General features: G+C 75.0%; 3 protein-coding genes. 1 reads left to right on the top strand and 2 read right to left on the bottom strand.

The features are described from left to right. Both JFN87_RS32800 and fmt read right to left on the bottom strand, forming a co-directional pair. A partial coding sequence (locus JFN87_RS32800) for a transcription antitermination factor NusB (RefSeq protein WP_282961700.1) occupies window positions 1-923 on the bottom strand: 923 nt, incomplete at its 3' end. Window positions 924-1,011: 88 nt separating this feature from the next. After that, window positions 1,012-1,950: a methionyl-tRNA formyltransferase gene (gene fmt, locus JFN87_RS32805; RefSeq protein WP_209346113.1), complete on the bottom strand. Its 939-nt coding sequence runs from the start codon at window positions 1,948-1,950 to the stop codon at window positions 1,012-1,014. 296 nt (window positions 1,951-2,246) lie between these two features. Here fmt and JFN87_RS32810 point away from each other — a divergent pair. Beyond that, window positions 2,247-2,665: hypothetical protein (locus JFN87_RS32810; protein ID WP_209346115.1), on the top strand; the 419-nt coding region annotated here is incomplete at its 3' end.

The raw sequence follows: 2,665 nt of genomic DNA on the forward strand, positions 1-2,665 counted from the left end.
AGCAGGCCCGCCTTGCCGCCAGGGCCGGCGCAGGCGTCGAGCCAGCGGGCGTCGTCGCCGTCGAGCGGCGCGTTCGCCAGGGCGAGCGCCACCAGCTGGCTGCCCTCGTCCTGGACGCCCGCGCGTGCCTCACGCACGGCGTCGAGCGCGCCGGGTTCGCCGCCCTCCGCGAGCCTGACCGCGTACGGCGACCAGCGGCCCGGCAGGGCGCCCTCGGCCAGCAGCTCGTCCGTCGTGGCACGTCCCGGCCTGGCCACGAGCGTCACCTCGGGACGCTCGTTGTCCGCGTCCAGCAGGTCCTCGATGCCCGCCCTGCCGCCGCCCAGCGCGTCCCACAGGGCCGAGACGACCCAGCGCGGGTGCGCGTGGACGACGGCGAGATGGTCCTCCGCGTCCTCGTCGTAGGGCGGCGCAACGCGTTCGAGCCAGGTGTCCAGGTCGGCCGTGGAGACCTTGCGCAGCACGGCGTTGACGAACTTCGCCCGCCCGTCGCCGAGCACGACGCGCGCGAGCTCCACACTCGCCGAGACGGCGGCGTGGGTGGGGATGCGCATGCCGAGCAGCTGGTGCGTGCCGAGGGACAGTACGTCGAGCACGGGCGGGTCGACCTCGCGCAGCGGCCGGTCGACGCAGGCCGAGATGATGGCGTCGTAGGTGCCCTGGCCGCGCAGGGTGCCGTAGACGAGTTCGGTGGCGAGGGCCGCGTCGCGTGACTCGAAGCCGGGCTGCTCGCGCGCCTTGCTCAGCAGCGGGGGCAGCACGAGGTTGGCGTACGCGTCGCGCTCGTCCACGGCGCGCAGGGCCTCGAACGCGACGATGCGCGCGGAGTCCTTCTTGGGACGGCGGTAGGGCTTGCCCTGGCGTGCCGGCCGCCGGCGCCCGCGGGGTGCCTGGTCGTTGCCGCGGGGTGCCTGGTCGTTCAAAGGTGCTCCGGAGGTATGGATGTGCGACGCCCTGTCGGGGCTTTCGCTGTCTGCGGTTTTCCCAGCGTACGCCGGGGCGGTGGGCGGCTCAGCCGGCGTCCCCGACACGCTCCCCCGGCGCGATCCGCACGCCGCGTGCCCAGTCGGCGGCGCGCATCGGCTTCTTGCCCTGCGGCTGCACCCACAGGAGCTCGACGGGGGTCGAGCCCGTGCCCGCGTACACGTTGTTCTTGCCCACGGCGAGGACTCCGGGCGCGAGGTCGTCGTGGCCCGGCGCGGGTGTCACGTGGACGAGCTTGAGCCGCTCGCCGCGGAACACCGTCCACGCGCCGGGGGCGGGCGTGCAGCCCCGCACGACGCGGTCGACGCGGAGCGCGGGCGCGTCCCAGTGCACCTGGGCGTCCTCGACCGAGAGCTTCGGCGCGAGGGAGACCCCCTCGGCGGGCTGCGGCGCCGCCTTGAGCGTGCCGTCCTCGATGCCGTCCATGGTGGCGGCGAGCAGGCCCGCGCCGGCGAAGGCGAGCCGGGTCAGCAGGTCACCGCTGGTGTCGGTGGGGCGTACGGCCTCGGTGACCACGCCGTAGACGGGCCCCGAGTCGAGGCCCTCCTCGATCTGGAAGGTGCTCGCGCCCGTGACCGCGTCGCCGGCCATCACCGCGTGCTGCACGGGAGCCGCGCCGCGCCACGCGGGCAGCAGCGAGAAGTGCAGGTTGACCCAGCCGTGCGCAGGCACGTCGAGGGCGACGCGCGGCAGCAGGGCCCCGTAGGCCACGACGGGGCAGCAGTCCGGGGCGATCTCGCGCAGGCGGGCGAGGAAGTCCGCGTCGCGCGGTTTCGCGGGCCGCAGGATCTCGATCCCCGCCTCCTCGGCACGCTGGGCGACCGGGCTCGCGACGAGCCTGCGGCCGCGGCCCGAGGGCGCGTCGGGGCGTGTCACGACGGCGGCGACCTCGTGCCGGTCCGAGGCGATGAGGGCGTCAAGGGCGGGTACGGCAACCTCGGGGGTGCCGGCGAAGACGAGCTTCATCGGTGGCGTGCTGCCTCTCGGAAGGTGGTGGGAGCGGGCGCGCTGGTGGTCGTCCCGCAGGCACGGCCAGCTTATGGCGCATCCACCCGCGGGCGCGGTGCGGGGCGCCGCGGGGAGCGGGCGCGGAGACGGTGGCTCCCCGGGGCGCACGGCGGCTCACGCGCCCCGCGCATATGCCCGTACGCCCCCGCAGCGTGACCACACGCCAGGTGCCGCGTTGTCAAGGGAGATTGACCACCGCGGGCCGCACCGGTACGGCCCGCGTCCTTTTCCACGCCGGTTCGAGAGGCTCGTCCATGGCCGACCACGCAACCCACGACGCCCAGGCCCGTGCCAGCCTGCACATGTTGGTGCGGGACATCGAGCGCGTACGCCGCCAGGTGGACGCGCTGCGCACCCTCACAGCCCAGTTGGGCAACGTCTACCGGCCCAGGCGGACGGGCTCCTCCACGGGGTTCGTCGTCTACGGGCGGGCCCCGGCGCCCACCGTCCGCCTCGCCCAGGAGCTGAGGGACAGCGTCGAGACGCTGGTGACGGCGGCGGTGGACTTCGACCGCTCGCTCGGCTTCTCCTGGGACGCCGTGGGCTCGGCGCTCGGCGTCACCAAGCAAGCGGTGCACCGCCGTTACGGCGCGCGGCGCACCACGCCGCGCCCCGGCGCCGTCGAGGGCGCCGAGCTGGCGCCGGCCGCCGAGATTGGAAGAGCTCACGCTTT

Source organism: Streptomyces montanisoli (assembly GCF_017813245.1).
In the GTDB taxonomy this organism is placed as follows: Bacteria; Actinomycetota; Actinomycetes; order Streptomycetales; family Streptomycetaceae; genus Streptomyces; species Streptomyces montanisoli.

Excerpts from the sequence above, each read along its gene's own strand:
- fmt (WP_209346113.1), bottom strand. The coding sequence starts at position 1,950 with ATGAAGCTCGTCTTCGCCGGCACCCCCGAGGTTGCCGTACCCGCCCTT.